The organism is Streptosporangium sp. NPDC004631, from assembly GCF_053601935.1.
Genome location: NZ_JBSGCR010000009.1, coordinates 64221 through 90915 on the forward strand (window position 1 = coordinate 64221; position 26695 = coordinate 90915).

Here is a 26695-nt window from a genome sequence, read left to right on the forward strand (position 1 = left end):
CTTCCCGGTCGGCGGGACCGAGGTCAGGCGGTGGCCGGCTGGACCGCCGGGTGCAGGGCCTGCTCGTAGCGTTCGACCAGTATGGTCGCGAGCTCCGGGGCGGCACCGAGCACGTCGGCGACGACATCGGCGCCCGAGGCCAGCGTGTCGGCGCGGACCTTGTCGGCGAAGTGCCCCGGGGCCAGCAGATAGGGGGCCACCACCACGCGTGGCGCCCCGGCGTCGAACAGCCGCCGGACCTCCTGCGCGGGTGTGGGCCCGGCGGCCGAGGCGTAGGCGGCGGTCACCGACCACCAGTCGCGCCCCCGGGCCCAGTCTCCGGCGATTCCGGCGACCGTCGCGTTGGCCCGCCGGTCACTGGAACCGGCCGAGACCAGCACCACCGCGGTGCCGGGGTCGCCCGGCTCCACCCCGGCCTCGGCCAGTCGCCGCTCCAGAGCGGCGACCATCAGCGGATGCGGGCCCAGCGTGGCGCCCCGGTGCACGTGCAACGGTCTGCGGGCCGTCACCTCGGCCAGCACGCCGGGGATGTCCACGCGGCTGTGGTAGGCGGCGGTGAGCAGCAGCGGCAGCACCACCGCCTCCGACAGCCCGGACAGTGCCATGGCGATCGTCGGGGGAGCGTGGTCGAGGTAGGCGGTACGCACGGTGAGTTCTGGGCGTGCCCGCCGTACCAGGTCGAGCAGGTCCTCCACCGTCGCGGCGGCGCGCGGGTCGCGTGACCCGTGCGCCACCGCGACCAGCGGCGGCCCGGACGGCCCGGCGCACACGCGCCGGGCCGTGGTCGCCTCGCGCGGGTACCAGGCCGTGGTCGTGTTGCGGGTGTACCGGGTCATTGGTGGAGGCCGCATTCGGTTTTGGCGGTTCCGGCCCAGCGTCCGCTGCGGGGGTCGTGGCCGGGGGCGACGCGGCGGGTGCAGGGGGCGCAGCCGATGGAGGGGTAGCCGTCGTGATGCAGGGGGTTGAGGAGGATGGCGTGGTCGGCCATGTAGGTGTCGGCGTCGTGCTGGGTCCAGCGGGCGATGGGGTTGATCTTGACCATCTGGCGTTTGGGGTCCCATTCGACGGGTTTGACGGTGGTGCGGGTGGTGGTCTCGTCGTGGCGGATGCCGGAGATCCAGGCGAGGTAGGGGCGCAGGGCGTGGTTGAGGGGTTCGACTTTGCGCAGGTGGCAGCAGAGGTCGGGGTTGCGGCCGAAGAGGCGGGGGCCGAGGTCGTGGTCCTGTTCGGCGACGGTGCGGGTGGGGGTGACGTCGATGAGGTTGATGTCGTGGACGTGGCGGACGGCGTCGCGGGTGCCGAGGGTTTCGGGGAAGTGGTAGCCGGTGTCGATGAACAGGACGTCGATGCCGGGTTTGACGCGGCTGACGAGGTGGATGAGGAGGGCGTCGCTCATGGAGGAGGTGAGGCAGAGGCGGTCGCCGAAGGTGGCGGCGGCCCAGCGGATGATTTCGGGGGCGGGGGCGTCGTGCAGGAATCGTCCGGCGGATTCGACGAGGTGTCGCAGGTCGAGGGGGTCGCGGTGCCGGGGTGATCGGATGTCGACGTCGACGGTGGTCATCGGCTGTTCACCTCCTTCTTCTCCGGGTGTTTGTGTTTCCTCTGCTCCTGCTTCTGTCTTTGTCTCTGCACCGGGTGGGTGGTCGTGCCTTGGCTCCGGGTCATGACCGGGCTCCGAGTCCGAGGAATGTGAGTTTGAAGGCGCGGGCGCAGGAGCGGCAGTACCAGCCGCCGTGGTCCTCGTGGGGCTGGAGGTCCTCCTCGCCGCAGTAGGGGCAGTGGAAGGGGACGGCTCGCTCGCTCATCGGCTTCTCCCCGCGCGGTGGTCGTGGTCGCTACTGGTGTGGGTGTGCTTGTGGCCGGCGCCGGCGCTGTGGTGGTGGGGGGTCATGTGAGGTCTGTCTCGTCGGCGCGACGGGCCCACTGGGAGAAGGTTTCGTCGGGGTCGCGTTGTTTGGTGTAGGCACCGAGCACGCGTTCGATGTAGTCGGGCAGGTCGCGGGTGGTGGTTTTGAGGCCGCGGATTTTGCGGCCGAAGCCGGGGGCGGTGCCCAGGGAGCCCCCGAGGTGGATTTGGAATCCCTCGACCTGTTGCCCGGTGTGGTCGGTGACGAGTTGTCCTTTGAGGCCGATGTCGGCGGTTTGGATACGGGCGCAGGAGTTGGGGCAGCCGTTGACGTTGATGGTCAGGGGCTGGTCGAAGTCGGGCAGGCGGCGCTGGAGTTCGTCGATGAGGTCGGCGGCGACGGTTTTGGTTTCGACGATGGCGAGTTTGCAGAATTCGATGCCGGTGCAGGCCATGGTCTGGCGGCGGAAGGTGGAGGGGTGGACGGGCAGGTCGTGGGCGTGGAGTTCGGTGACGAGGTGGTCGGCTCGGCCGGGGGGGACGTCGAGGATGACCATCTTCTGCTCGACGGTGGTGTGGACGCGGTGGGAGCCGTGTTGTTCGGCGAGGTCGGCGATGAGATGCAGGAGGGTGCCGTTGAGGCGGCCGGCTTTGGGGGCGAAGCCGATGGACAGGTTGCCGTCTTTTTGGGGGAAGACGCCGACGTGGTCGCGACGGCCGCCGCGAGGGGGCGCGGGGGCGGGTCCGTCGGGCAGGGGGTGGCCGAGGTATTCGGTTTCCAGGATGTGCCGGAATTTTTCCGGCCCCCAGTCGTTGAGGAGGAATTTCAGGCGGGCGCGGTGGCGGAGCCGGCGGTAGCCGTAGTCGCGGAAGATGCTGAGGACGGCGCCGTAGACGGCGTTGACGTGGTCGGGGGCGACGAAGACGCCGAGGCGTTGGGCGAGCATGGGGTTGGTGGACAGGCCGCCGCCGACCCAGAGGTCGTAGCCGGCCTGCCCGGTGGGGGTGGTGACGCCGACGAAGGCGACGTCGTTGATCTCGTGGACGGTGCAGTGGGCGGGGCAGCCGCTGAGGGCGGTTTTGAATTTGCGGGGGAGGTTGGCGTAGGCGGGGTCGCCGATGTAGGTGTCGTGGATTTGCCGGATGTGGTCGGTGGCGTCGATGGTTTCGTCGGCGTCGATGCCGGCGAGGGGACAGCCGATGATGACGCGGGGGGTGTCGCCGCAGGCCTCGGTGGTGGACAGACCGACGGTTTCCAGACGGTCCCAGATGTCGGGGACGTCTTCGATGCGGATCCAGTGGAGTTGGATGTTCTGGCGGTCGGTGACGTCGGCGGTGTTTCGGGCGTATTGGGTGGAGATGTCGGCGATGACGCGGAGCTGGGTGGTGGTCAGGCGGCCGCCGTCGATGCGGATGCGGAGCATGAAGTAGCGGTCGTCGAGTTCCTCGGGGGTGAGGATGGCGGTTTTGCCGCCGTGGATGCCGGGTTTGCGCTGGGTGTAGAGGCCGTACCAGCGCATGCGGCCGCGGAGATCGGTGGGGTCGATGGAGTCGAAGCCCTGTTTGGCGTAGGTGTTGATGATGCGGTGGCGGACGTTGAGGCCGTTGTCGAGGTGTTTGTTCTCCTCGTTTTGGTTGAGGGGTTGGTGGTGCCCGAGGGCCCATTGGCCTTCGTTACGCGGGGGGGTGGCGGGTTGAGCGGGAGTCGTCATAAGCGCGCATCTCCTTCGGCAAATCGGTGAGTGATTTCCGGACGCGCGCAGGCGATTCTCGCCGCCTCATGGTCGAGCGCGGTGAGGTGTTTGGTCGCGAAAGAGAAGGACGCCTGTCACGCGCCCGGGCTGGACGAAATCAGCAAGGGGCGACGGTCAACGGACGTCGCAACAGATGGCACTGCGGACACGCAGGAGGTCGACGTGGCGTCGCACGACGAGCAACGGGTCCGCTGGCATGGTCACGACGATACCTTGATGACCCGAGATGTCCAATGTGTGGTCCAAAATCTGGACTCTTCCCAGGCTCAACCTTGGCGTGGCCAGCTCAGGCCGGACTCCTTGACCTCATCCGCGTTATCGGGGGCCTGGTGCTGGCAGTCGCACCATGAGCCGCCCCGGCACTCGTCGTGCCTGCGGTCTTTGCACCTGTCGCAGATCACCCTCCCATTGTGCGGGAGCCTGTGCGGGAGTTCTGCGCGGAACACCGGCACAGAAGATCTCTAAGGGAGTTCCTTCCAGAACATCGCTCCGTTACCCTTGCCTGAACCCTGACGAGGAGGTGCCGTGGGCCTGATGGGCGAGCTGCTGGCGGATCTACGCGCCGAGACCGACGAGCTCGACACCATGATCCAAGGACTCGATCCGGCCGCCTGGGAGCTGCCGACCCCCGCGGAGGGCTGGGCGGTGCGCGACCAGATCAGCCACCTCGCCTACTTCGACGACGCCGCTGTCACCGCCGCGACCGACCCCGAAGGGTTCCGCGCCACGCTGCCGGCCTTCCTGGCCCGCGGCGACTCCGCGGCGGACGAGATCGCCGTCTCCACCCGCGACCTCGGCCCCGCCCGGCTCCACGACTGGTTCCGCGAGGCCAGGGCCCGGTGCCTGGAGGTCTTCGCCCGGCTGGACCCCGGCACCAGGCTGCCCTGGTACGGACCCGACATGTCCGCCGCGTCCTTTGTCACCGCGCGGCTGATGGAGACCTGGGCTCACGGGCAGGACGTGGCGGACGCCCTCGGGGTGGTGCGGATCCCCACCGCCAGGCTCAGGCACGTGGTGACGATCGGGGTCCTGGCCATCCCGTACGGCTTCGCGGTGCGGGGCCTGCCGCCACCGCCCCGCCCGCTGCGGGTGGAGCTGACCATGCCCGACGGGTCGTGGTGGACGGCCGGGCCGGTAGGGGCTCCGGACCTGATCAGGGGGACCGCCCTCGACTTCTGCCTGCTCGTGGTCCAGCGCCGCCATCTCGACGACACCTTCCTGGAGGTGCGGGGCGAGACCGCGCGGGCGTGGGCGGGGATCGCCCAGGCGTTCGCCGGGGCGCCGGGTAGGGGGCGGACCCCTCTCGCATCGGGGATCTCTCAGGGACGCACCCGATGGAGCGGGTCGTGTTCCACCTGACATGCTCAGATCATGCGCACTCTGTTGAATGTCATCTGGTTGGTGTTCGCGGGGATCTGGCTGGCCATCGGCTATGTCGTCGCGGGCATCGTCTGCTGCATTCTGATCATCACGATCCCGTTCGGCATCGCGTCGTTCAGGATCGCCGCCTACGCGCTGTGGCCCTTCGGGCGAACCGTGGTACGCGACCCCGGCGCGGGGTGCCTGTCCACCGTCGGGAACGTGATCTGGTGTGTCGTGGCCGGGATCTGGCTGGCCATCGGTCACCTGCTGACCTCGATCCCGCTCTTCCTGTCGATCATCGGCATCCCGATGGGGATCGCCAACATCAAGCTGATCCCGGTCTCGCTGCTGCCGCTGGGCGCCCGGATCGTCGACGTGGATGACGCCGACGCGTTTTACCGCAGGTAGCGGCGGCAACGCACCCGAGATTCGATCGTTGCCGGGTGAACTCGTGATCAAGAGACACTGGGCATACCGTTGGGTGGCATGACGTCCACCGACGCTCCGGCAGGCCGGCGCGGCCCCAGCAGACGCCCACCGCGTGGGCGCCGGGCCCGCCTGCGTGCCGGCCTGTCCTGGGTGCGTGGCACGGACACGTGGGCACTGGCGAGCGCCACCACGAACGCGGGCGTCACCTACCGGGTCACCGGTCTGGCCGGTGAGGCGGCCTTCTTCGCGCTGCTGTCGCTGCCGCCGTTCATGCTCGGCCTGATCGGCGTGCTCGGTCAGCTCACCCGGGTGTTCGGCCCGGAGACGGTGCAGAACGTCAGAACCTGGATCGAGACCCAGGCCCATCTGCTCTTCACCGACAACGCCGTGAACACCGTCGTCACCCCGCTCATCGACGACGTGCTGAACCCCGAGAACCAGGTCTCGCTGATCTCGCTGGGCTTCCTGCTGGCGCTCTGGTCGGGCTCGCGGGCCCTGTTCGTCTACGTGGACCTGATCTCGGTCGCCTACGGGCTCGGCGAGGAGCGCGGCATCATCCGCACCCGCCTGATGTCCTTCGGCCTCTACCTCGCCGGCCTGATGGTCGGGCTGCTGGTCATGCCCGTACTCGTGCTGGGCCCGGTGGTGCTGCGCGCCGCCCTGCCCCTCGACTACGCCGGGCTGGTGAACAGCCTCTACTGGCCCGTGGTCGTCGTCGGCTCGGTGTTCTTCCTCACCCTGCTCTACCACGTGAGCGTGCCGGTGCGGACGCGCTGGTGGCGGGAGCTGCCGGGGGCCGTACTCGCCCTCATCATCTGGATCGCCTGCGCCGCCGTACTCCGCGCGGTGCTGGCCGTCTGGTTCTCCCCGGTCTCCATCTACGGCTCGCTCGCCGCTCCGATCGCGGTGCTCCTGTGGCTGTACATCACCGCGCTGGCGGTGCTCATCGGAGCGACGCTCAACGCGGAGGTGGACCGGCTCTGGCCTGTGGACGGTTCGGGCCGTGCCGCCCGTGCGGGCTGAGTACCACAGGTCCGCTATCGTCTAAAGCGCGACTGGCGCATTGGGTGGGAGAGACCACCGGGGAGCGGAAGAAGCGGAGGCCGTACGCCTGGGTCTCCGTGCGTTGTCAACCATGACAGGGGAGTGAAGGCGCCATGGGTTCTCTATCTAACGTCGATCCGCAGATCGCCGAGCTCATCAGGGCGGAGGAGCGCCGCCAGGCCGACACCGTCAAGTTGATCGCCTCGGAGAACTACGTTTCCAAGGCCGTTCTTGAGGCCACCGGCACCGTCCTCACCAACAAGTACTCCGAGGGGTATCCGGGCAAGCGTTACTACGAGGGCCAGCAGGTCATCGACCAGATCGAGACCCTCGCCATCGAGCGGGCCAAATCCCTGTTCGGCGTGAACCACGCCAACGTGCAGCCCTATTCGGGCTCGCCCGCCAACCTTGCCATCTACCTGGCCTTCCTGAAGCCGGGCGACACCGTGATGGGGATGGGCCTGCCGTTCGGCGGTCACCTCACCCACGGCTGGTCGGTCTCGGCCACCGGCAAGTGGTTCACCCCGGTCCGGTACGGCGTGCGCCAGGACACCGGCCGGGTCGACATGGACGAGGTGCGGGAGATCGCCCTCCGTGAGCGGCCCAAGCTGATCTTCTGCGGTGGCACCGCCATCCCGCGCACCATCGACTTCCCCGCCTTCGCCGAGATCGCCCGTGAGGTCGGCGCCGTCCTCGCCGCCGACATCGCCCACATCGCCGGTCTGGTGGCCGGTGGCGCCCACCCGTCGCCGGTCGGCCACGCGGACGTCATCTCCACCACCACGCACAAGACCCTGCGCGGTCCCCGGGGCGCGATGCTCATGGCCACCTCCGACGAGCACGCCACGGCGCTCAACAAGGCCGTCTTCCCCGGCCTGCAGGGCGGCCCGCACAACCACACCACCGCGGCCATCGCGGTGGCGCTGAAGGAGGCGGCGGCCGACGACTTCAAGGACTACGCGCGCCAGATCGTCCTGAACGCCCAGGCGCTGGCCGAGGAGCTCAAGGGCCGGGGCTTCGACCTGGTCTCCGGTGGCACCGACAACCATCTGATCCTGCTCGACCTGACCCCCAAGGGCATCGGCGGCAAGCCCGCCGCGCAGGCCCTGGACCGGGCCGGTCTGGAGACCAACTACAACAGCGTGCCCTTCGACACGCGCAAGCCGTTCGACCCCTCGGGCATCCGGATCGGCACCGCCGGCGTGACCAGCCGGGGCATGGGCGTGGCCGAGATGCGGCAGATCGGCGCCTGGATCGACCAGGTCGTCAGTGCCCTGGCCAAGGACGAGGACGAGGCCAAGCACGTCGTCACCCGCGTCCACGGTGAGGTGCGGGAGATGACCGGCCACTTCCCGGCTCCCGGCCTGTGAGCTGATCGGTGTGCGGCCCCGGGATCCACGGTGGACTCCCGGGGCCTTTTGGCGTGCCCGCCGTACGGGGACACGCGGATATCGGCGGGGAGGCGCGGGAACACCGGGGGCGACACGGCGAAAAAGGGTTTGCGGGGGACGGGTGGGCCTGAGGTATGGTGCTGCCGAGGTCGCGGTCACGGAGACGGGCGGCCACCGGTGCTGGAGGTGAGGACTATGCGGGTCGTTTTGATGAGCCTGCCGTCAATCAGCCTCCGGGTGCCCGTCTAGCCGACGTCGAGCAGGGGCACCCGCCATCCCAAAGGGTGTACCCACGTTGTTCTCTTCTGCTTTTTCCGATTTCTCTTCTCTGTTCTCGCTCGGCTGGAACGACTCTCTCGCCGACGAGCTCCCCGCAGGTCTGACCCCCGCCCGGGTGGCGCGGGTCGACCGAGGCGCCGCCGAGGTGCTGCACGCCTCCGGCCGGCTTCAGGTCCACTACGGCGCCCAGGTACGGCGGGCCGCCGCCGCCGACCCGGTCGCCCTGCCCTGTGTCGGGGACTGGGCCGCGCTCCGCGAGCTGCCGGAGGGCCGCTTCGAGCTTGAGGCTCTCCTGCCCCGCCGGACCGCGTTCGTGCGCGGCGGGGTCGGCAGGGTCTCCCGGAGCGGCCTGTCCGGAGACTCCCAGGGGCAGGTGCTCGCGGCCAACGTCGACCTCGTGTTCGTCGCCGAACCGGCCCTGCACGCCACCGACACCGCCGACCTGGGCCGGATCGAGCGGTTGCTCGCGCTGGCCTGGGAGAGCGGCGGGCGGCCGGTGGTGCTCGTCACCAAGGCCGACCTCATCGGCGAGGGCCTCGACTTCCTGATGCGGGAGGTCGCCACCGCGGCGCCGGGGGTGGACGTGCACCCGGTCTGCTCCCTCACCGGAGAGGGCGTCGACATCGTGCGCGGCCATCTGGAGGGGAGGCGCACCGCCGTGGTGCTGGGGGCCTCGGGCGCGGGCAAGTCCACACTGGTCAACGCGCTCGCGGGGGAGCCGGTGATGGAGGCCCAGCAGGTCAGGGCCGGAGACGGCAGGGGCCGTCACACCACGGTGCACCGCGAGCTCATCGCGCTCTCCGGCGGCGGTCTCGTCATCGACACGCCCGGCATCCGCCGTATCGGCCTGTACGACATGGGGGAGGGCGTGGACATGGCCTTCTCCGACATCGAGGATCTCGCCAGGCGCTGCCGTTTCGCCGACTGCCGGCACGACAGCGAGCCCGGGTGCGCGGTGCTCGCCGCGATCGAGGACGGCTCGCTCCCCGAACGGCGGCTGGACAGCTGGAACAAACTCCAGCGCGAGGCCACCTGGATGGCGTCCAGAGGTGACGTGCGGCTCCGTAAGGAACTGCAGAACAAGTGGAAGATCATCCACAAGGAGATGCGCAGGTCCGGCCGGAACCGTCACTGACATCCGGAGCCGTCCGGGTGACGCACGCCCTCCGGCCCCGGTGCGCCGGGGCCGGAGGGCGCGGCGGGTGTTCGCCCACGTCACCCGGGTCCGGCTGGGAGCCGTCCGTTTCAGCGACCCGGCGACTGTTCTGTTCTCGGCAGTCCGCCAATCATCACTCTGAGTTGAGTTTTGCTAACTCTGAGTAGGTAAACCTTTAAGTGTGACAGCCGGTTCGCGGGGACGCGCATCCTCCAGGCGCCTTAGGGCGGCGCGGTGGATCGCGATCCTCCTCTGCCTGGGGCTCTGCCTCGGCTGGCATCCGGGCGATCCAGCTCTGATGGCCGAGCGGCCGTGCGCCGAGACGGTCACGGGTGACCCGCACCCCCTCGACGAGGTGCCGGCCGCGCCGGCCTCTCAGGAGGTCGGCTACCGGCGAGGCCCGTGTGCGCCGACCGGTGCGCCGGGACCGTTCCGCGCCCCCGCGGCGGGCCCGCTCCCGGCCGTACGGCCGGGCCGTACGGTGGCCGCCGCGTTCTTCCCGGTCCCGTCGCCGGCCGGGGCCCATCGGCTGATCCTGCTGGGTGTCTCTCGCATATAGGCCCGACGGCTTGCCGTCCGGACCCCACAGCACCGATGCGAAGAGAGAGCACATGCGAGAGATTCACGCCATCGCCGAGGACTGGGACTTCCAGTGCCTGCGCTGCCTGCACATCTGGGGAGATCTCTACGAGGCCTATCACGCCGCCGACGGGCGTGCCGTCATGTGGCGGAGAAAGGGGATCATCACCACTCCGCCGTGGGTGGACCAGAGCTGCCCTAACTGCTCGGCCTCCCAGGTGAAGCCCCTGCCGTCACGCGGCCGGAGGGACATTCCGCCGATTCCGCCGCAGGGCTGACCGGGGTCTCTCCGCGTTTCTCCGCCGGCGGGCGGAGCATCCGGCCGTACACAACAACGTGTGATCTCGCAGGGGAATCAGCGAGATCACACGTCAAGGGGGAAGCCGGGTGGAGGGTACTGCTCAGGCGACGGCGCTGATGCCGGCGCTGGCGGCGCGGCGCATACGACGGCGACGCTCGGAGGCGCGCTCGTCCTCGTTCAGACCGCCCCAGGTGCCGTACTTCTCCGGACGGGACAGTGCGTAGTCCAGGCACTCCGCGCGGACCGGGCACTGGGCGCAGATGGCCTTGGCCTTCCGTTCACGGATGTCACGCTCAGGCTGACGCTCACCGTCAGGACCGAAGAAGAGCACGAGGTCCTCGCCCCGGCACGCGGCGTCATCCTGCCAGCCCCAGCTGGGCCGTGGCCGGGCGGTCTGCCGACGTACCTGAGACATGAGAAAACCACCTTCTAGTGAGAGGTATTCCGGGTTGATGCCGCATTGGACGCTTACAACGCCCCTGGGTCCAACGCCTGGATTGGCCGTGATGTTCCCTTGGTCAGATCAAGACGGGCGTGGTGTACCGCACAGGGGTGAGCCTGTCCAGCGAGACCAGCCGATAGGTAGTGATCGTGTCGGCGCAAGCCGTACCACATGGCGTTGTCAGCGTCATGGGTTCAACCACTACCCGAAAACGAGCGCCACTACCGCGCACAAACGCCTCGGTGGTGATGCCGTCCGACCTGGAGGACTCCACGGCCACTCCGCCGACCGAGAGCTCGCCCGTGTGGGCACGGACGAAATGCTCGGCGGCTTGCAGTGGCTCAGGGATGCCTGCGCGTCCCCGGAAACGGTCGAGGATGACCTCGCCGGACCGGTACGCATCGGCTGCCGCGATCGCGGCAGCCTGAGACATGCTGCCGTAGTAAAGGCCGTGTGGCAAGCACACTAGGTTGGCGGCGTATCGATCGCCACCAACATGTGATGTTTCCCATACTCTGTCCGGCAGCACACGCGCCAGTGACCGAGCGAGAGGTAGTCCAATGCGGGCGCAGCACGCGTTGCGCTTGGCATGCGTGCAGACCAGAAAAACCGGCTCACTCATAAGTATGCAGGACTCCGGGACCACTCCGGCCACCAAGGCGTTCAGGTCAAGATCGTGTGGACCTGCGACGACGCCCTCGGCGAGCCACGGCTGGGCGGCCGCGGAGTCGGCGACCATGACGTGAATGCCGGTCTCCGCGGGGTTCCGGCGCCCGGGGCGGCGGATCAGCTGGGGGCGGACGCCGAGGTCTGTGGCCCGTTTGATAAGGGTGTGCACACCTTCGGGAAGTCGGCAGTCCTCCAGGTGGGACGCCCAGGGGCCGGAGTGCTCGACGAGCAGCCAGAACCGTGCCCCCACCGTGGCGCTGGCGAGAACGGGCAGGTCGCCGGTGTGACAGCCCGCGGGATGCGTGCAGCCCCTGACCGTCATATCCGAAACACTCCCCGTGGTCACACCTACCCCCTATGCAAACTTAGGTAAGACTAACCTAACAGCCTTGAAGGTGTGATGTGAGACGACCGGAAATCAGGGAGTGTCCGCTCTACGCCTTCGGGCGGGCACGTGTCAACAGAGCCGCCCAATAAAGTCGTTCCACTCTGCCGGGCCGATGGGCCCTGCTTCAATAGCCCGGTGCCGGGCCAAGGGTCCGGCGACCGGCGACCTCCCGTCGGCGGGCCGGTGCGTTCCACGCTGAGCCGGCGGTCAGGGTCAGGCGGCCGCCCTTCCCGGCCGGCTCCGCTCAGCGGGCCAGCGCCGCCGTCGCCGCCGGAAGGGCGGCGGCCCGATCCTCGGGGACCAGGCCGATCCGGGTGCGGCGGTCGAGCAGGTCGTCCACGTTCAGCGCCCCCTCGTGCCGGACGGCCCAGACGAACTCGGCCCCGGTGATCCCGGTGGGCAGCGGCTCGGCCAGGGCCGGATCCTCCACCGCCAGCGCCCGCACCGCCGCGGCCTCGCCCCCGTAACGCTCCACCAGCCGTCGTGGCACCCCGCCGGTGGCGCCGGTGGCGCCGACCAGGGGCAGCCGCGCCGTGCGGCTCTCGCCCGCGCCGAGACGCCCGAGCGACACCGCCCGGTCCACCGCGTCCTCGGCCATCCGCCGGTAGGTGGTGAGCTTGCCGCCCACGATCGTGACCACCCCGTCCCGCGAGGTCAGCAGCGCGTGCCTCCTGGACAGGTCGGCGGTCCGCCCCCGCGCGGCCAGCAGCGGGCGCAGCCCGGCGTAGGCCCCGGCCACCTCGTGCCGGCCGACCGGCGTCTCCAGCACCGAGTTGAGCACGTCGAGCAGGAACGTCACGTCCTCCTCCGGGGCCTCCGGGACGTCGGGGAGCGCCCCCTCCACCGGCTCGTCGGTGAGCCCGACGTGGATGCGGCCGTCGGCCTGGGGGAGCACCAGGACGAACCGGTTGCCCTCGCCGGGGATCGGCACGTGCAGCCCGGCGGTGAGCCCCGGCAGGGTCTGTGGCCGGAGCACCAGATGGGTGCCGCGCGAGGGCCGCATCTCGATGCCCGGGGTGAGGCCGGCGGCCCAGACCCCGGTGGCGTTGATCACGGTCCTGGCCCGGATCGTGAAGACGTCCCCGGTGAGCTCGTCACGGACCAGAGCCCCGTCCCCGGTCACCTCCAGGGCCCGGCAGCGGGTCAGTACCCTGGCCCCCCACGACGCGGCCGTCCTGGCCAGCGCGACCACCAGCCGGGCGTCGTCCACCAGCCGGCCGTCCCAGGACAGCAGCGCGCCACGCAGCCCCCGCGGGCTCAGTGGCGCGGCCAGGCCGAGTGCCCGTCCGGCGCGGATCCGCGCCGGGCCGGGCAGCAGGCGGCGGGGCGTGCCCGCGGCCGTCCGCAGCCCGTCGCCGAGCCGGTAGCCGGCCATCACCGCCGCCGCCCGCGCCCCGGACACCCCCGGGGTCAGCGGCAGCAGGTACGGCTGGGCGCCGACCAGGTGCGGGGCGGTGCGGCGGAGCAGGATCCCGCGTTCCACGGCGCTCTCGTACGCCACCCCCACCTGCCCCCTGGCCAGATAGCGGAGCCCGCCGTGGATCATCTTGGAACTCCACCGGGAGGTGCCGAACGCCAGGTCGTGGGCGTCGATCGCGGCCACGGAGAGCCCCCTGGAGGCCGCGTCGAGCGCCGCGCCGGCACCGGTGGCACCCAGCCCGGCGACCAGCACGTCCACCACGAGGTCGCGGACCTCGGCGAGCTCGCGCGAGCGCCGCGCGGCGTTGAGTGAGGGGTTCACGGTCGGAGGTACCTCTCCAGGAGGGTGGTGAGCTCGGCGTCCAGGTCGTCGCGGGTGAGCGGGGTGAGCATGGCCGGGCCGGACAGCAGGAACGACTGGGCGGTCAGCATGATCGCTCCGGCCAGCCTCGCCGGGTCGCCGGGCCGTACGGTGCCCAGCGCCTGACCCCGGATGAGGGCCGACTCGACCAGCGAGAGCATGGCCTCGTGACTGGAGCCCCTGCGCCGCAGCAGGTACGGCAGGAGCAGCTCCGGGTCCACCTCGACGATCTTGCGCCAGAGCGGGTGGTCGCGCAGCGCCCGTACCACCGCCACCGCCGCGGTGACCGGGTCCTCGGTGGCGAACCGGCCGGCGACGAGCACCCACTCGCGGGTCATCAGGTCGGCGACGAGAGCGCGTACGTCGGGCCAGCGGCGGTAGATCGTCATCCGGGAGAGCCCGGCCCGGCGGGCCACCTCGGTGAGCGTGGTCCGCCGGACCCCGACCGCGAGCACCACCTCCCTGGCCGCGTCCAGAACCGGGTCCAGAACCGGGTCCGGAGCGGCCGGACCGGGCGACGGCGGGGGGACCGGGCCGGGAGGCGGACCGGGCACGGCTGTGCCGGACGCCGAGCCGGAAGGCCGGTCGGGAGCGGAGGCCGAGGCCGAGCCGGGGGCGGGAGCGGAGGCGGAACCGGGGTCGCCGTCTCCGGATGCGTTGTGACGAATAGACGTCATATGTCACAGTGTAAAGGTGAAAACTCCGACAGGCGGTGCGACACCCATGCTCTGGTCCGGCTGGGGCGACCCCGCCAGGGCCGCCGAACTGCCCGAGCCGGTCCGCCGACTGCTGGGGGACATGCTGGGCGTGCGCGCGCCGGAGACCCCGGCCGTGAGCCTCGGCGAGGTGCGGCTGCCCGCCGTGGCGCTGCCGGCGCCCGTCCTCGCCGAACTGCGCGCCGTCACGGGCGCCGGTCACGTGCGCCTCGACGACGACGCCCGTATCCGGCACACCCGGGGCAAGTCCACCCCCGACCTGATCCGGATGCGCGCGGGTGACGGTTCCGACGCGCCCGACGCCGTGGTGCTGCCCGGCTCCCACACCGAGGTGCTGGAGGTGCTGCGGGTCTGTGCCGCCCACCGGGTCGCGGTCGTCCCGTTCGGCGGGGGCACCTCGGTCGTCGGTGGCCTGGTGGCCACCCGGCGGGGTTTTTCCGGGGTCGTCGCGCTGGACCTGAGCCGGCTCGACCGGCTCGTCTCGGTGGACGCCGAGTCGATGGTGGCCGAGATGGAGCCGGGGCTGCGCGCGCCGCTGGCCGAGCGGCTCCTCGCCGGGCACGGGCTCACCCTGGGCCACTTCCCCCAGTCGTTCGAGTACGCCACGCTGGGCGGCTTCGCCGCGGCCCGGTCCAGCGGCCAGTCCTCGGCGGGATACGGCCGGTTCGACGACATGGTCGTCGGCATGACCGTGGCCACCCCGCGCGGCACCCTCGACCTCGGCCGCGCGCCCAGGTCGGCCGCTGGGCCCGACCTGCGGCAGGTGTTCCTCGGTTCGGAGGGCGCGTTCGGGGTGATCACCTCGCTCCGGCTCCGTGTCCGGCGGGCCCCCGCCGAGCGGCGCTACGAGGGCTGGCGGTTCGAGTCGTTCGCGGCCGGCTCGGCCGCGCTCCGGCGGCTCGCCCAGGACGGCCCGCTGCCTACCGTGCTCCGGCTCTCCGACGAGACCGAGACGATGGTCGGCCTGGCGGGACCGGACGGGATCGGCACCCTCGCGGCCGGTGCGGGCTGCCTGGTCGTCGTGGGCCACGAGGGCGGCGAGGAGGTGCCCGCCAGGCGCGAGCGCGCCGCGGCCGTGCTCTCCGGGCTCGGCGGTGTCCACCTCGGCCCGGAGCCGGGCGAGTCCTGGGCGCGCGGCCGTTACTCGGCCCCCTATCTGCGCGACTCCCTGCTCGCCGCGGGGGCCACCGTGGAGACGCTGGAGACCGCGGGGTTCTGGTCCAACCTGCCCCGGCTCTACGACGCCGTGCGGGGCGCGCTGCACGCCTCGCTCGGCTCGCCGCTGGTGATGTGCCACATCTCCCACGTGTACGACACGGGTGCCTGCCTCTACTTCACGGTCGTCACGGCGCAGAGCGGCGACCCCCTCGCGCAGTGGGAGGCGGCCAAGCGCTCGGCCGGTGAGGCGATCGTCGCGGCCGGGGGGACGATCTCGCACCACCACGGGGTCGGCCGCGACCACCGTGAGGCCCACGCGGCCGAGATCGGCGAGCTGGGCGTGGAGATCCTGCGCGGGATCAAGGACCGGCTCGATCCGGAGGGCGTTCTCAACCCCGGTGTGCTGATCCCCCGGCGGCCGGCCGGCTGACGGCCGCCCGCCCCCGCTGCTGAGGTCGCCGGCTTCCCCGACCCGGGTGCGTCTTCGTAAGATCAACGCCAAAATACGGTCATGGTTGATATAGGGCGGGTCGCGGAGCGCGGGCGGGAGGTCTCCTCCCGGGTCTCCGAGGAGGGGGCCGGCTGGTCCTGCGTTCAGATCGGCGGCTTCAAGGACCTGCGTCCCAACAGGGACACCTTCACCTGGTTCCGGCCGCGGACCCTCTGGAAGTCCAGGAACGAGATCATCGCGGGCCTGTTGGGCGACCCCTCGGGCCGGCTCCGCTCCCGCTGGACGGCCTCCCAGCGGGAGCGGGGCGTGGATCCCTCCTTCCGGGTTCCCGTGGACGTCGGCCCCGAGTTCTCCTTCCTCGTCCTCGGCGACACCGGCGAGGGGGACGCCTCGCAGTACGCCGTCGTCCCCGGCCTGCTCAAGGTCGGCGAGGGCACCGCGTTCGCCGTCATCGCCAGTGACGTGATCTACCCCGCCGGCTCCGGCAACGAGTACGACGACAAGTTCTTCCGTCCCTACAAGGACTACCGGGCGCCGATCTACGCGGTCCCCGGCAACCACGACTGGTACGACGGGCTCGGCGGCTTCATGCGCGTCTTCTGCGACGCCCCCGCGCCGGAGGCGGCGCGGGACAGGGCCGGGTTCTCGCTCGCCGGACTGCGCGAGCTGCTCTGGCGCAGGCCGGACGAGGTCGACGAGGCCGCCCTGGCCAGGGCGCGCGAGCGCAGGGCGCTGCCCGAGCAGCGGGCCGCGCAGCCCGCGCCGTACTGGGCGCTGGAGACGTCCGGCCTGCTCATCGTGGGGGTGGACACCGGGATCCACAGCAGCCTGGACTCCGAGCAGGCGCGGTGGCTGCGCGAGGTCTCGCTGGATCCCCGGCCCAAGGTGCTGATCACCGGCAAGCCGATCTACACCCGCAACGAGTACAAGCCGTCCAGGCTCGAAGGCGGCGGCACGATCGACGACATCGTCACCGACCCCGCGCACAACTACGTCGCGGCGATAGGCGGCGACGTGCACAACTACCAGCGCTTCCCGGTCAGGACCGGTGACCGGACCATCCAGTACATCGTGGCGGGCGGCTCGGGGGCCTTCATGCACGCCACCCACACCATTCCCCGGATCACGGTCGGCGGTGTGCACGAGGACGACTACAGGTGCTACCCGCTCCGCGGCGACTCGCTGTCGTTCTACAGCAAGCTCTACAGCGAACGGTTCCGTATGCGCTGGCTCTACCTCACCCCCCAGGAGGGGGTGGCCCTGATGTCGGAGCGGATCGGCAACACCCCGCCCAGGGACATCCCGCCCATCCCGATCACGCGGCGGATGCGGTGGGCGGCCGGGATCCTCGGCGGCCGGCCGATGCCGTTCCGGCTGCCGGTGGGCCCGGTCTTCCACCGCTATCTGTCCGAGCTGTCCGACTGGGACACCCCGCCGTTCTTCAAGAGCTTCCTGCACGTCTCGGTGACCCCGAGGACGCTGAGGATCCGCTGCTTCGCCGCCACCGGCTGCCTGCCGCAGGAGGTGGAGCCCCCGCTGGAGGACGAGGTCGAGATCCCGCTCCCCCCGCCGGGAACTGTCGGCCCGGCGTGACAGGGTGGGCGGATGAACGTGGCAGTCGCCGCCGGCCCCGGCATCGCGGGCGTCCTACGACCCGACGGGCGAGGTGCCGAGACCGTCGCCGACCTGGCGGCGGCCGTGCGGGAGCTGGAGTCCGGGCGGCCCCGCTGGATCTGGGCCGACACCCGGGAGGTCTATCCCGCGCTCCTCGACGCCGGGGTGCGCCTGGCGCGCTGTCACGACCTGGCGCTGGCCGAGAGTCTCCTCCTCGGCTACGAGGGGCGTCACGGCGAGCCCAGGTCGATCCGGGCCGCCCACGCCCGGCTGCACGGCCTGGAGGTGCCACAGGATCACCACGGTCCGCAGGCGCGGCAGGCGACGCTGTTCGGTGAGGAGCCTCCGCCGCCCGACGCCGACCTGGTCGCCGAGGTCCACGCCGATCAGCTCCGGCGGATCGAGGCCACCGCCGACCCCGGGCGTTTCCGGCTGCTGGTGGCCGCCGAGTCGGCGGGGGCGCTGATCGCGGCGGAGATGGGCCACGAGGGCATCCCCTGGCGGGAGGACGTGCACGACGAGCTGCTGACCGGCCTGCTCGGCCCGCGTCCGGTGCACGGCATGCGGCCCGCCAGGCTCCAGGCCCTGGCCGACCAGGTCTCGGCCGCCTTCGGCGCGCCGTTCAACCCCGACTCCCCGCAGCAGATCGTCAAGGCGTTCAAGTCCGCGGGCGTGCCCGTCGCCTCCACCCGGGCTCACGAGATCAAGGACGTCGACCATCCGGGCGTGGCGCCCCTGCTCGCCTACAAGGAGCTGGCCAGGATCCACAGCTTCCACGGCTGGTCCTGGGCCGACCAGTGGGTCCGCGACCACCGGCTGCGGCCCGAGTACGTCGTGGGCGGAGTGGTGTCGGGCCGCTGGGCCACCAGCGGCGGCGGCGCGCTGCAGATCCCCAAGGTGATGCGCAGGGTCGTGGTGGCGGACGAGGGCTGGACGCTGGTCGTCGCCGACGCGGCCCAGCTCGAACCCCGGGTGCTGGCCGCGATGGCGGGCGACGAGGGGCTCGCCGGGGCCGCCGGGCAGATCGACCTCTATCAGGCGCTGGCCCAGGCGTTCGGCGGTGAGCGTGACCACGCCAAGATCGCCATGCTGTCGGCGATGTACGGCGGGACCAGCGGTGACGCGCCCAAGCTGCTGGCCGTGATGCGGCAGCGCTTCCCCCGGGCCTACCGGTTCGTGGAGGAGGCCGCCCGGATGGGGGAGGAGGGCAAATCAGTCCGATCCTGGCTCGGCCGTACCTCCCCGCCGCCCTCGGCCCGCTGGCGGGAGCTGGTCTTGGGCCCGGACGGCGGGCGGGCGGCCCGCGATCGGGGCCGGTTCACCCGTAACTTCGTGGTGCAGGCGACCGCGGCGGAGTGGGCGCTCACCCTGATGGCCGTGCTGCGCGGGCTGCTGCCCGCACCGGCCGTGCTGGTGTTCTTCCAGCACGACGAGGTGATGGTGCACTGCCCCGCCGGGCTCGCGGACGAGGTGATCGCGGCGGTGGGCCGGGCCGCCGAGGAGGCGACCCGGCTGCTGTTCGGCCCGACCCCGGTGCGCTTCCCGATGCAGGCCGTCGCGGTGCGGTGTTACGCCGACGCCAAGTGAGGGCGGCCGGTCACGTCCGTCTCGGCGTCAGCCACACACCGGTGATCGTCACCATGACCGCCACGCCCGCGCCGAGCACGCCGTAGGAGAGGGTGCCCACGATCACTCCGGCGATCACCGTGCCGGTCGCTCCGCAGACGTTCATCAGCAGGTCCGACAGCCCCTGTACGGCCGGTCGGCGCTCCAGCGGAACGGCCTCGGTGAGCATGGCGGACCCGGCGATCAGCCCGCAGGACCAGCCGACGCCGAGCAGCGCCAGCCCGGCGGTCACCTGCACGACGTCGTCCGCGTCCGCCAGGCCGGAGAGGACGGCGGAGGCGAGCAGCAGACCCATGCCGAGCACGAGCACCTGGATCCGGCCGATCCGGTCGGCCAGCCATCCGACCAGCGGGGACAGGACGTACATGCCCGCGATGTGCAGGCTGATCACGATGCCGATGACCGCGTAGGTCGCGCCGCCGTGGTTGAGGTGCACCGGTGTCATGGACATGACCGACACCATCGCCGTGTGGCTGACCGCGATCGCGACGAGTGCCCGAGCCGCGGCCGGCGTCTCGCGCAGGGTCTGCCACGCGGTGCGCAGCGTGCCCTTGCCCGGCTTGCCTGACTTGCCCATCGTGTCCTGGACGGCCGGGGGAGGGGCGATCGAGCGGGCCAGCAACAGCGGGTCGGGGCGCAGGCCGACCATGATGATGGCCGGCGCGATCGCGAAGGTCAGCAGGGCGAGCGCGAACGGGCCGGTGTCCGGGGCCAGCCCGAGCAGACGGCCGAGGTGCTCGGCGGGTTCGGCGAGGTTGGGCCCGGCCACCGAGCCGATCGTGGCGGCCCACACCACCCATGACAGGTGCCGGGCCGAGTGACCGGGCGGGGACAGGTCGGTCGCGGAGTAACGGGAGGCCAGGTTCCCCGCGCTGGCGCCGCCGAACAGCACCAGCCCGCCGAGCAGCAGCGGCCACGACCGCACGGTGATGGCGATCACCGCGATCAGGCTGCCGAGCAGGGCGCACCCGTAGGCCAGGGTCAGCCCGGCCCGCCGTCCGCCCCTGCCCGAGGTTCTGGCGGTGGGCAGCGCCAGCAGCGCGGCGCCGAGCACGGTGGCCGTTCCGGCCAGTCCGCTGATCGTCACGGAGCCGGAGAGCTCGGCGACCACCAGCGAGCTGAGGGAGAGCCCCATCGCGGCGCCGATCCCGCTGGTGATCTGCGCGCCGGACAGCACGATGAGCATCCGCCGCTGCAGGGCGGCGACTTCTACGGTTTTCTTAGGGGAAATGACGGGATCTGAGGGGATTATGGCCACATGCGAATTTTGTCATTACTGGTCAGGTGGCCAGAGGGCGCGTACCGCCCAGGGTCAGCTCGCCGAGGCGAAGGTGTCGAAGAAGATCTGCCGGAGCTCGTCGCTCTTCTCCCAGTCGAGGTCCTGCACCGTGAAGGTGATCAGGTAGGCGGTCTGGCCGTTGACCGCGACGTAGCGGGTCAGCCCGTGCATGGGAACGGCGCCGCCGGGCTGGACGTAGGTGTACTCCCAGTCGGCGGCCCGCCACGTGCCGTACCGCACGGGCGCCATTCCGATTTCGGTGTACTCGTCCAGGCCCCCCTTGTCGGCCCGTTCGAGCGCGGACATCGGGTCGCCGACCGGGACCTCGGTGACGGCGACGCCCTGCCCGCTGTCCTTCGGCCCCGAGAAGGTCACCGCCCCGCCGTCCCGGGTCTTCACCGTCCAGCCCTTGGGCAGCGCCGCGGAGACGCGGCCCTCGCTCAGCGTCTGGTAGCCGTCCGGGACCTCGGAGGACACCCGGGGCGGTGACATCGGATCGGAGGAGGCGGGGGACGCGCCGGTGCCCGGCGCGCCGGAGGAGGACGGCGCGAGCAGCGTGGTGACCAGCACGACGAGCACCGTGACCAGCGCCGCGACGCCCCCGGCCAGCAGCAGCAGGCGCGGTGTCGGACGGCCGTCGCGCATCCAGGCGCCGTCGTCCGGCGCCCGGCGCCGCGAGCCCCTGCGGCCTCCGGACCGGCCGGACACGGCCGAGGGCTTCGGGTCTCGCGCGGCGTCATGGCCGCCCTGGGGGGCGATGGGCCAGAGCGCGGCCTCGGCCGAGGTGGCGATCTCGGCGGCCGAGGCGGGCGGCCCGGACGACGGGCCGAAGGGCGCGGCACCGGGAAACTCGCCGGAGGGGCCCTCCGGCGGTGGTCGTCCGAGATCGCCGACGGGGCTGCGCAACGCGTCGTAACCGCGTCCGTGCCCTCCGGCGTGGACTCCGGCCACCGCCGCCCCCGCGACGGGCCGTCCCGGCGCGGACGACGGGTCCGGGCGTCCGCCCGCGAGACCGGAGAGCGCGCCGTAGGGGGCCGCGTGGTCCGCCCGCGGTTCCACCGGCGGGTCGTACGGCACCCGCACCGGGCCCGAGGGGGTCTCGATGATCCGTGAGGGCATCGGACCGGCGGGCCTGTCCGGGCGCGATATGAGGTGCATCGGCACCGAGCCGCCCAGGGCCGGTGAGGGCTCCTGCGTGACGGGCTCCCGGTCGGGGGTGGGCGAGCCGTGGCTGCGCAGCACCCGCTCCAGCAGATCCGACACCTGCGCGGCGGTCATCCGGTCGGCCGGCTCCTTGCGGAGCAGGCCCTCGATGGCGGTTATCAACGCCCCCGCCCGCTGCGGCCGGCCGGGCTCCTGGGTGAGGATCGCGCCGAGCACGGCCACCGCGTCGGGCCCCTCGTACGGCGGCCGCCCCTCGACCGCCGCGTAGAGCGTGGCACCGAAGGACCACAGGTCGGAGGCCTGCGTATACGGCCGGCCGGAGAGCCGCTCCGGCGGGATGTAGGCGGGTGAGCCCATCAGCAGGCCGGTCTGGGTGATCGTGACGTCGCCCTCTATGGCGGCGATGCCGAAGTCGGTGAGCACCACCCGGTCGGAGGTGAGCAGCACGTTGCCGGGCTTGACGTCACGGTGCAGGATCCCGGAGGCGTGGGCGTGGCGGAGCGCGTCGAGCACCCGGATGCCGATCTCGGCGGCCTGGGGCACCGGCAGTGGGCCGCTCTGCCGTACGGCCTGCTCCAGGGACCACGCGCGGACCAGCTCCATCACGATCCAGGGGCGGCCGTCCTCCTCGACCACGTCGTGGACGGTGACGATCCCGGGGTGGCTGAGCCGCGCCGCGGAGCGGGCCTCGCGCATCATGCGCCGGTGGGCCACCTGCGTCCCGGCGTGGTCGAGGCCGTAGGGGAGGATCAGCTCCTTGACCGCGACGTCGCGGTCGAGCAGGACGTCGTGCGCGTGCCACACCATGCCCATGCCGCCGCGGCCGACCGGCGACATCAGGCGATAGCGCCTGCCGACCAGCCTGCCCTGTCCGTCCGATGCGGTCGCGCTGATTTTCTCGTCCTCCGAACCGATGGGGGTCCCGCCGAGCAAGCGATCATGCTCCTTCCCCGTAACCAACCCTATTCGCAAGGTTGGCCACGATATCGGGGTTCCAATCGGCAAGGAAGTTGATGTTTACAGAAAGCGCACTGTGACATTTGTCGGCGGCGGACCCTTCCCGGAGGAGGGGGCGTCATCCGCGCTCTGACGTCGGACGACGTGGCCGGCCGTCGTCGCTACGGCCGGGTCGGCCGGTTTCTCGCCGAGATTTATCGCTTATTTGATCACTTATCCGATTTTGCGCTACGGTCCGCGGCCTCGGCCAGTGCGGTCAGGGCGGAGGTGAAAGCCGAGGCGGGCGGGTTCACCAGACCCGCGCCCACCTGTCCCGTTCCCGCGATCCGGCCGGCGATGCCGGTGTTGACGGTGGGCAGCAGCCCCGTCCTGGCGACCAGTGTGACGTCGACGCCGACCGGTGTGCCCCGGAAGCCGAGACCGGGGATCTGGTAGGAGGGGTGCTCGGCGAGGGTGATCTCGTACATGGATCGGGTGGCCGCGGTCGCGTCCGACACGTCGCCGCCGACGAACCGGACGATCGCCGGGGCGGCGGCCATCGCGAAGCCGCCCAGGCCGGCCGTCTCGGTGATCGTGGAATCACCGATGTCCGGGTTGGCGTCCGCCGGGCCGTACGCGCCGAGATAGAGCCCGTCGGGCACGCCCGCGGGACCGGTGAACCAGCGATCGCCCAGCCCGGAGACCTGGACGCCGAAGTCCGTGCCGTTGCGCGCCATCGCGACGACCAGGGTCGAGCCCGGGACATCCCTGGCGGCGTCCGCGCTCACCTTGCAGGCCGCCATCCCCGCGTTGAGGAAGAAGTGGTCGTTGCCGCCGATGAAACGCAGCACCTCGGCCGCGTGGCGGGGAGCGGCGTCCACGATCCCGGAGGCCAGCTCCCGCACCAGCAGCGAGGTGGCGGCGCGGTTGCGGTTGTGCAGCTCGTCGCCCATCTGCAGGGCCTGCGCGATCAGCGCCCTGAGGTCCAGCGGCCCCGTCAGCTCCAGGGTGTCCCGCAGCGCCGGACCGAGCACCTCGCCCATCCAGCGCAGCCGCCCCAGCACCTCGGGGCCGTAGGCGCCGTAGCGCAGCACCTTGCCCAGGCCCTCGTTGAGCGAGCAGTAGGCGGTGCCACCGTGCTCGGCGTCACGCACCTCGAACATCCACATCGACGGGCTGACCACACCCGCCATCGGCCCCACCGCCCGCCGGCCGTGGCAGGGCTCCAGACGGGCGTGCCCCGCGGCGAGCCGCCGCTCGGCGTCGGAGACGTCGGAGGCCAGCCCTTCGAGCAGCATCGCGCCGATGAGCGCGCCCCGCATCGGGCCCGAGGCGCGCTCCCAGCCGATCGGCGGGCCGGCGTGCAGGAAACGGCCCTCGGCCAGATCCAGCGCCTCGCGTGCCCGCCGTACCCCGACGAGCCGGGGCCTGGCCGACAGCAGGCGGCCCACGGCCGTCTCGTTGGCGCGGACCCTGCGCGGGTCGGCCAGCACCCGGGCGAGGTCGCCGGCGGTGCCGGGCATCGGCGGGCGCCAGTCCACCCCCACCCTGGGCACGGCCTGCGCGTCCAGCGCCTCGCCGAGCATCTCGGCCCCCACCGTGATCACGCGGGGCTCCCCGGAGAGCATGGGCGGCGTCATGGACCCCTCCTGAGTGAGGAACGGCGGTTCACGACCGGACGGTTGTCACCGCCGTGCGGCGGCCGGATCATCGGAGGCTCGCGACGATATCCGCCGCGTATCCGGCGGCCCGGGCGTTGGAGGCGAAGACCGAGGCCCCCGCGGCCCGCAGCGTCTCCGCCTGGACCTCCAGCCCCTGCGGGTCGCCTCCGGAGCCGACCAGCGCGACGACCACCCGGACCCCCCGGGCCACGGCCGTGGCGATGCCCGGGGCGAGCCGGGCCGAGGGGTCGGGGTCGGCGCCGTGCCCCAGGACCACGTCGAGCAGGGCGACGTCACCGGGCGGTACCTTCGCCAGCGCCTCCAGCCTGAGCGAGGGGTCGATCATCGGATGGGCCCGGCCCCGGGTGTAGGCGTCGTCGCCGAAGTCGGTGAACTCCCCGGTCCCGGCGACCAGCCGGGCCTCGGCGCACAGCGTTCCCCCCGAGTAGACGCCCCACAGCGCCCCCGTGCCCGCCACGCCCTCCGCGCCGCCCCACGGCGTCCCCGTGCCCGCCACGCCCTTCGCGCCCTTCGCGTGTCCCGTGTTCCCGGGGCGGATTCCGTCTGGGAGATCGTCCGCCGGGGCGGGCGCGGGCCAGGACCGCCAGACGGGGACCGGCACGCCGAGCGCGCGCAGAGCGGTCTCGGTCGCGGCGGTCAGATCGTCCCGGCCGGGGCCGAGCAGCGCGGTCACCACCGGGGTGGCGAGCCCTCCGACGGCACGCCGTACCGTGTCCCCGACCTCGGGGGCCGGGGGCTTGGAGATCAGGATGATCAGCTCGGTCCCGGGGTCGGCGTCGAGCGCCTCCAGGGCCCGGAGGGTGGACAGCCCGCCCACCTCGGCCGACAGGTCCCTGCCGCCGACGCCCAGCACGTGGCTGACCCCCACACCGGCCAGGTCCAGCAGGCAGGTCACCTGTTGCGCGCCGGTTCCGGAGGCGGCCACCACCCCGACAGGGCCGGGCCGGAGCACGTTCGAGAAACCGAGGCCGGCGCCGCCGATCACCGAGGTGCCACAGTCGGGCCCCATGACCAGGACGCCCAGTTCCCCGGCGCGCCTTTTGAGGAACACCTCCTGCTCCACCGGCACGTTGTCACTGAAGATCATCACAGGGAGGCCGGCCTCGATCGCGTCCAACGCCTCGGCGAACGCGTACGGTCCGGGCACCGAGACCAGGGCCAGCGTGGCGCCTCCTCCGTCGGCCCCGCCACGGGCGGTGACGTGGGCGGTGTCACGGGCGGCGGTGCGGACGGTGCGCGGCGGGTGGCCGCCGCCCGCGCCCGAGAGGTCACCGGCCGCTCGGACGGCGAGCCCCGCCAGCAACCGGTCGAGTTCGGCGTCCGCCGCCCGCAGAGCCTCCGGCTCGGCCGGGCCGCCGCTGCGCAGGGCGATCAGCAGATCCCCCGGCCCCGCTTCGGGAAGGTCGAAACCCAGGTCGGCGGCGATGCCGAGGTTGAGCTCCGTGGCCATCGCCACGACCGCCACCTCCACCCCGGGCAGTCCGGTGACCGCCTGGCTGACCCGCATCAGGCTCACCGAGTCGTGGTACACCCCCTGGTGCACCCGGACCAGATCAGCGCTCAACCGCCCTCCCCTCCAGATCGACGACGGCGGCCAGGCCGATCCGCACCCCCCAGGCGAGGTCGGCCCCCGAGGTGTGACCGAGCCGGAGCAGCCGGTGCAGCGCGAGCGGCAGCGGTTGCAGCCCGGCCAGGCCCCGCAGTACGGCCAGCACCTCACCCCCGGCCTCACCCCGGGCCGCGCAGTGCAGCAGCGCGGCGGAGATGGAGGTGGTCCTGCCCCGGGCGCCGAAGGTGACCGCGGCGGCCAGCCAGTCGGCCAGCCAGACGGCCCGGTCCACGCCGGCCGAGGTGCCCAGGTGGCGCAGGGCGACCAGCAGTCCGGCGAGCATGTCGTCACCGCTGGGGGTGAGCCCCGGCCCCAGGCCGATGAGCTGTTCGGCGGCCGTGACGGCGTGGAGCAGCGACGCCGTGGAGCACCCCTCGGCCAGCAGTCCGGCCGCGTCGTTGCCCTCAAGACCCGGCCGCCTGGCCGAGCGGTCGCACAACTCGGCCATCATCGGCAGCGAGGAGGCCAGCAGCGCCGGATCCACCGGGCCCAGCGGCGGGGCCGGGTCCCACCAGCGGTGCGCCCGCAGGCTGAGCCGCCCGATCTCGATCGAACCGTCCCCCACGTACGCGTCGTCCCCCACGGAGACCCGGGGGATCGGGCCGCCGACGACCATCGCGTTGGGCAGCCGTACGGCCTCCCCGGTCACCACCGCGATCACGTGTGGTTCGAGCTCGGTACGGACCTCCAGGTAGATCCCGACGGGGAAGGCCGCCAGCACCCGGGCGGGGCTCTTGGGCGACTCCAGCACCGGGCGCAGGGCCGTGCTGGCCGCGCCGGTCGCGTGAGCCGGTTCGGCGGCACGCCTGGGTCTGGGCCGCGTTCCAACGGTCATCGGCCCCTCCCCGCGGGTTCCGTCTCCGTGACGGCGTCCTTATCCGTGTCCACGACAGCGCTCATACCCGCGTCCGTGACGGTGCAGGCACCGGTGGCGGCGTCCCCGCCCGTGTCCCCGCCCGCGTCCGTGCCCGTTCCGCCGGCGCCCGTACCCGTCCCGGTGTCTCCGGTCGCGCCTGTACCGGTGACCACGCCGTTCCCGC

The 26695-nt window shown here is 71.9% G+C and carries 24 protein-coding genes and 1 riboswitch; of the genes, 10 read left to right on the top strand and 14 right to left on the bottom strand.

Features of this window, described 5'->3' with window-relative positions:
- Nucleotides 1-23: 23 nt before the first annotated feature.
- From ACWEF2_RS11910 to ACWEF2_RS11930, 5 genes are all read right to left on the bottom strand, one after another.
- Entirely contained in the window at nucleotides 24-836 is an 813-nt protein-coding gene (locus ACWEF2_RS11910; protein WP_453814379.1) for a sirohydrochlorin chelatase, read from the bottom strand.
- On the bottom strand, nucleotides 833-1561 hold the full coding sequence (locus ACWEF2_RS11915) for a phosphoadenylyl-sulfate reductase (protein ID WP_453814381.1): 729 nt from the start codon (nucleotides 1559-1561) through the stop codon (nucleotides 833-835). Before ACWEF2_RS11915 ends, ACWEF2_RS11910 begins: the two co-directional genes overlap by 4 nt.
- 100 nt (nucleotides 1562-1661) lie before the next feature.
- Nucleotides 1662-1805, bottom strand: coding sequence for an Insertion element protein (locus ACWEF2_RS11920; RefSeq protein WP_355590958.1), 144 nt, complete (start codon nucleotides 1803-1805; stop codon nucleotides 1662-1664).
- Between the two features lie 82 nt (nucleotides 1806-1887).
- Entirely contained in the window at nucleotides 1888-3558 is a 1671-nt protein-coding gene (locus tag ACWEF2_RS11925; RefSeq protein ID WP_453814383.1) for a nitrite/sulfite reductase, read from the bottom strand.
- Between the two features lie 156 nt (nucleotides 3559-3714).
- Nucleotides 3715-3798, bottom strand: coding sequence for a putative leader peptide (locus ACWEF2_RS11930; protein WP_350917820.1), 84 nt, complete (start codon nucleotides 3796-3798; stop codon nucleotides 3715-3717).
- 336 nt (nucleotides 3799-4134) lie between these two features.
- Here ACWEF2_RS11930 and ACWEF2_RS11935 point away from each other — a divergent pair, with 336 nt between their 5' ends.
- The 7 genes from ACWEF2_RS11935 to ACWEF2_RS11965 all read left to right on the top strand — a co-directional run bounded on the left by ACWEF2_RS11935 (nucleotide 4135) and on the right by ACWEF2_RS11965 (nucleotide 10118).
- Nucleotides 4135-4959, top strand: a complete 825-nt coding sequence (locus ACWEF2_RS11935) for a TIGR03084 family metal-binding protein (protein ID WP_453814608.1) — start codon at nucleotides 4135-4137, stop codon at nucleotides 4957-4959.
- Nucleotides 4960-4971: 12 nt separating this feature from the next.
- Nucleotides 4972-5370 (top strand): YccF domain-containing protein, encoded by a 399-nt coding sequence (locus ACWEF2_RS11940; RefSeq protein ID WP_453814385.1) that lies wholly within the window; start codon nucleotides 4972-4974, stop codon nucleotides 5368-5370.
- Between the two features lie 78 nt (nucleotides 5371-5448).
- Nucleotides 5449-6414: a YihY/virulence factor BrkB family protein gene (locus tag ACWEF2_RS11945; RefSeq protein WP_453814387.1), complete on the top strand. Its 966-nt coding sequence runs from the start codon at nucleotides 5449-5451 to the stop codon at nucleotides 6412-6414.
- Between the two features lie 18 nt (nucleotides 6415-6432).
- A riboswitch (ZMP/ZTP riboswitch) is annotated at nucleotides 6433-6515 on the top strand.
- 33 nt (nucleotides 6516-6548) lie between these two features.
- A complete protein-coding gene (glyA, locus tag ACWEF2_RS11950) occupies nucleotides 6549-7805 on the top strand; it encodes a serine hydroxymethyltransferase (RefSeq protein WP_453814389.1) in 1257 nt (418 codons plus the stop codon).
- Nucleotides 7806-8121: 316 nt separating this feature from the next.
- Complete coding sequence (rsgA, locus tag ACWEF2_RS11955; RefSeq protein ID WP_453814391.1) at nucleotides 8122-9240, top strand: ribosome small subunit-dependent GTPase A; 1119 nt, start codon at nucleotides 8122-8124, stop codon at nucleotides 9238-9240.
- A 319-nt stretch (nucleotides 9241-9559) separates the two neighbouring features.
- Nucleotides 9560-9820 carry a hypothetical protein gene (locus ACWEF2_RS11960; RefSeq protein WP_453814393.1) on the top strand — a complete coding sequence of 87 codons (261 nt, stop codon included), beginning with the start codon at nucleotides 9560-9562 and terminating at the stop codon, nucleotides 9818-9820.
- A 52-nt stretch (nucleotides 9821-9872) separates the two neighbouring features.
- The gene (locus tag ACWEF2_RS11965) at nucleotides 9873-10118 is read left to right on the top strand and encodes a hypothetical protein (RefSeq protein ID WP_355590937.1); all 246 of its coding nucleotides are present in this window, start codon (nucleotides 9873-9875) and stop codon (nucleotides 10116-10118) included.
- Between the two features lie 123 nt (nucleotides 10119-10241).
- Here ACWEF2_RS11965 and ACWEF2_RS11970 read toward each other — a convergent pair whose 3' ends face one another.
- From ACWEF2_RS11970 to ACWEF2_RS11985, 4 genes are all read right to left on the bottom strand, one after another.
- The gene (locus tag ACWEF2_RS11970; protein WP_012893126.1) at nucleotides 10242-10556 is read right to left on the bottom strand and encodes a WhiB family transcriptional regulator; all 315 of its coding nucleotides are present in this window, start codon (nucleotides 10554-10556) and stop codon (nucleotides 10242-10244) included.
- 103 nt (nucleotides 10557-10659) lie between these two features.
- Nucleotides 10660-11598, bottom strand: a complete 939-nt coding sequence (locus ACWEF2_RS11975) for a sucrase ferredoxin (protein WP_453814396.1) — start codon at nucleotides 11596-11598, stop codon at nucleotides 10660-10662.
- Nucleotides 11599-11884: 286 nt separating this feature from the next.
- Entirely contained in the window at nucleotides 11885-13381 is a 1497-nt protein-coding gene (locus ACWEF2_RS11980; RefSeq protein WP_453814398.1) for a glycerol-3-phosphate dehydrogenase/oxidase, read from the bottom strand.
- Nucleotides 13378-14097, bottom strand: a complete 720-nt coding sequence (locus ACWEF2_RS11985; protein ID WP_453814400.1) for a TetR/AcrR family transcriptional regulator — start codon at nucleotides 14095-14097, stop codon at nucleotides 13378-13380. The genes ACWEF2_RS11980 and ACWEF2_RS11985 overlap by 4 nt, the downstream gene beginning before the upstream one ends.
- 46 nt (nucleotides 14098-14143) lie before the next feature.
- Between ACWEF2_RS11985 and ACWEF2_RS11990 the strand changes: the two genes are divergently transcribed.
- From ACWEF2_RS11990 to ACWEF2_RS12000, 3 genes are all read left to right on the top strand, one after another.
- Nucleotides 14144-15724 (top strand): FAD-binding oxidoreductase, encoded by a 1581-nt coding sequence (locus ACWEF2_RS11990; protein ID WP_453814610.1) that lies wholly within the window; start codon nucleotides 14144-14146, stop codon nucleotides 15722-15724.
- A gap of 81 nt (nucleotides 15725-15805) precedes the next feature.
- Entirely contained in the window at nucleotides 15806-17338 is a 1533-nt protein-coding gene (locus ACWEF2_RS11995) for a metallophosphoesterase family protein (RefSeq protein ID WP_453814402.1), read from the top strand.
- A gap of 12 nt (nucleotides 17339-17350) precedes the next feature.
- Nucleotides 17351-18946: a bifunctional 3'-5' exonuclease/DNA polymerase gene (locus ACWEF2_RS12000; RefSeq protein ID WP_453814403.1), complete on the top strand. Its 1596-nt coding sequence runs from the start codon at nucleotides 17351-17353 to the stop codon at nucleotides 18944-18946.
- 10 nt (nucleotides 18947-18956) lie between these two features.
- Here ACWEF2_RS12000 and ACWEF2_RS12005 read toward each other — a convergent pair whose 3' ends face one another.
- The 5 genes from ACWEF2_RS12005 to ACWEF2_RS12025 all read right to left on the bottom strand — a co-directional run bounded on the left by ACWEF2_RS12005 (nucleotide 18957) and on the right by ACWEF2_RS12025 (nucleotide 26490).
- A complete protein-coding gene (locus ACWEF2_RS12005; protein ID WP_453814405.1) occupies nucleotides 18957-20171 on the bottom strand; it encodes an MFS transporter in 1215 nt (404 codons plus the stop codon).
- Between the two features lie 126 nt (nucleotides 20172-20297).
- Nucleotides 20298-22361 (bottom strand): protein kinase domain-containing protein, encoded by a 2064-nt coding sequence (locus tag ACWEF2_RS12010; RefSeq protein WP_453814407.1) that lies wholly within the window; start codon nucleotides 22359-22361, stop codon nucleotides 20298-20300.
- A gap of 233 nt (nucleotides 22362-22594) precedes the next feature.
- Nucleotides 22595-24004 (bottom strand): DUF1116 domain-containing protein, encoded by a 1410-nt coding sequence (locus ACWEF2_RS12015; RefSeq protein ID WP_453814409.1) that lies wholly within the window; start codon nucleotides 24002-24004, stop codon nucleotides 22595-22597.
- 67 nt (nucleotides 24005-24071) lie between these two features.
- Nucleotides 24072-25610, bottom strand: coding sequence for an FdrA family protein (locus ACWEF2_RS12020; RefSeq protein WP_453814411.1), 1539 nt, complete (start codon nucleotides 25608-25610; stop codon nucleotides 24072-24074).
- A complete protein-coding gene (locus tag ACWEF2_RS12025; RefSeq protein WP_453814413.1) occupies nucleotides 25600-26490 on the bottom strand; it encodes a DUF2877 domain-containing protein in 891 nt (296 codons plus the stop codon). Before ACWEF2_RS12025 ends, ACWEF2_RS12020 begins: the two co-directional genes overlap by 11 nt.
- Nucleotides 26491-26695: the final 205 nt, after the last annotated feature.

Excerpts from the sequence above, each read along its gene's own strand:
- ACWEF2_RS12025 (WP_453814413.1), bottom strand. The coding sequence starts at position 26,490 with ATGACCGTTGGAACGCGGCCCAGACCCAGGCGTGCCGCCGAACCGGCT.
- ACWEF2_RS11935 (WP_453814608.1), top strand. The coding sequence starts at position 4,135 with ATGGGCGAGCTGCTGGCGGATCTACGCGCCGAGACCGACGAGCTCGAC.
- ACWEF2_RS11965 (WP_355590937.1), top strand. The coding sequence starts at position 9,873 with ATGCGAGAGATTCACGCCATCGCCGAGGACTGGGACTTCCAGTGCCTG.
- ACWEF2_RS11970 (WP_012893126.1), bottom strand. The coding sequence starts at position 10,556 with ATGTCTCAGGTACGTCGGCAGACCGCCCGGCCACGGCCCAGCTGGGGC.
- glyA (WP_453814389.1), top strand. The coding sequence starts at position 6,549 with ATGGGTTCTCTATCTAACGTCGATCCGCAGATCGCCGAGCTCATCAGG.
- ACWEF2_RS11945 (WP_453814387.1), top strand. The coding sequence starts at position 5,449 with ATGACGTCCACCGACGCTCCGGCAGGCCGGCGCGGCCCCAGCAGACGC.
- ACWEF2_RS11925 (WP_453814383.1), bottom strand. The coding sequence starts at position 3,558 with ATGACGACTCCCGCTCAACCCGCCACCCCCCCGCGTAACGAAGGCCAA.
- ACWEF2_RS12000 (WP_453814403.1), top strand. The coding sequence starts at position 17,351 with ATGAACGTGGCAGTCGCCGCCGGCCCCGGCATCGCGGGCGTCCTACGA.
- ACWEF2_RS11995 (WP_453814402.1), top strand. The coding sequence starts at position 15,806 with ATGGTTGATATAGGGCGGGTCGCGGAGCGCGGGCGGGAGGTCTCCTCC.
- ACWEF2_RS11960 (WP_453814393.1), top strand. The coding sequence starts at position 9,560 with ATGGCCGAGCGGCCGTGCGCCGAGACGGTCACGGGTGACCCGCACCCC.
- ACWEF2_RS11990 (WP_453814610.1), top strand. The coding sequence starts at position 14,144 with ATGCTCTGGTCCGGCTGGGGCGACCCCGCCAGGGCCGCCGAACTGCCC.
- ACWEF2_RS11985 (WP_453814400.1), bottom strand. The coding sequence starts at position 14,097 with ATGACGTCTATTCGTCACAACGCATCCGGAGACGGCGACCCCGGTTCC.
- ACWEF2_RS11940 (WP_453814385.1), top strand. The coding sequence starts at position 4,972 with ATGCGCACTCTGTTGAATGTCATCTGGTTGGTGTTCGCGGGGATCTGG.
- ACWEF2_RS11910 (WP_453814379.1), bottom strand. The coding sequence starts at position 836 with ATGACCCGGTACACCCGCAACACGACCACGGCCTGGTACCCGCGCGAG.
- ACWEF2_RS11930 (WP_350917820.1), bottom strand. The coding sequence starts at position 3,798 with ATGCCAGCGGACCCGTTGCTCGTCGTGCGACGCCACGTCGACCTCCTG.
- ACWEF2_RS11920 (WP_355590958.1), bottom strand. The coding sequence starts at position 1,805 with ATGAGCGAGCGAGCCGTCCCCTTCCACTGCCCCTACTGCGGCGAGGAG.
- ACWEF2_RS11915 (WP_453814381.1), bottom strand. The coding sequence starts at position 1,561 with ATGACCACCGTCGACGTCGACATCCGATCACCCCGGCACCGCGACCCC.
- ACWEF2_RS12005 (WP_453814405.1), bottom strand. The coding sequence starts at position 20,171 with ATGCTCATCGTGCTGTCCGGCGCGCAGATCACCAGCGGGATCGGCGCC.
- ACWEF2_RS12015 (WP_453814409.1), bottom strand. The coding sequence starts at position 24,004 with ATGACGCCGCCCATGCTCTCCGGGGAGCCCCGCGTGATCACGGTGGGG.